At 72.5% G+C, this 1,135-nt stretch carries 1 protein-coding gene and 1 pseudogene; both read left to right on the plus strand.

The features are described from left to right. On the plus strand, positions 1-568 hold a 568-nt coding region (locus tag ABZ749_RS35515), incomplete at its 5' end, for a lipoyl synthase (RefSeq protein WP_357235830.1). 53 nt (positions 569-621) lie between these two features. Next, positions 622-1,135: pseudogene (locus ABZ749_RS35520) on the plus strand (hypothetical protein); the annotation flags it as partial.

A 1,135-nucleotide genomic window follows, 5' to 3' on the forward strand; every position in this document is an offset into this window, starting at 1 on the left:
CCTGCCCGACGGCGGTGCCTGGCTGTACGCCGAGACCGTCCGACAGATCCACGCCCTGCAGCCCGGCTGCGGCGTCGAGCTGCTGATCCCGGACTTCAACGCCGTCCCCGAGCAGCTGGCCGAGGTCTTCAGCTCCCGTCCCGAGGTACTGGCCCACAACGTGGAGACGGTGCCGCGCATCTTCAAGCGCATCCGGCCGGCGTTCCGCTACGACCGCTCGCTGGACGTGATCCGGCAGGCCCGCGCCGACGGCCTGGTCACCAAGAGCAACCTGATCCTGGGCATGGGCGAGGAGCGGGCCGAGGTTTCGCAGGCGCTGCGCGACCTGCACGAGTCCGGCTGCGAGCTGATCACCATCACCCAGTACCTGCGCCCCTCGCCCCGGCACCACCCGGTGACCCGCTGGGTCAAGCCGGAGGAGTTCGTGGAGCTGCGCGAGGAGGCCGAGGAGATCGGCTTCGCCGGGGTGATGAGCGGGCCGCTGGTGCGTTCGTCGTACCGGGCCGGCCGGCTCTACAAGCAGGCCATCGACGCCCGCGCCGCCGCCTCGGTCGCCACCGCCAGCTGACTCCGCCGGCAGCGCCGCACGGCCGTTCGGCGTCCGGGTGTCATGATCCTGTGATGACCGTCGGCGTACGCGAGCAGCCGCGCGGCGCGGACCCGCCGCGCCCGCGACCCGGCGCGCGTTCCGGCCTGGTCGGTCGGCTCACCGGGTTGGCGGTGCTCGCCGGGGTGGGTTACCGGCTCTGGCTTCTGCTGCACGCCGCCCCGACGACGAACAGCGACGAGGCCACCATGGGGCTGGCCGCGCTGCACATCGCCCGGGGCGAGGGCTTCCCGGTCTGGTTCTACGGCCAGCAGTACATGGGCACGCTGGAGGCGTACCTGGCCGCGCCGGTGTTCGCCCTCGCCGGTGGGCCGTCGCTGCTCGGGCTGCGGTTGCCCACGCTGGCCCTGTACGCGCTGTTCCTGCTGCTGGCTTGGCGGTTGACGCTGCGGCTGACCGGGGACCGGTGGTTCGGGTTGCTGATGGTGGCGCTGCTGGCCCTCGGCTCCGACCGGATCGTCAAGAACCAGCTGATCGCCGGCGGCGGTTACCCCGAGATGGCCCCGGCTCGATGCCCGGCAGGTACGC

It is taken from the genome of Micromonospora sp. NPDC047753, from assembly GCF_040642735.1.
Classification (GTDB): domain Bacteria; phylum Actinomycetota; class Actinomycetes; order Mycobacteriales; family Micromonosporaceae; genus Micromonospora.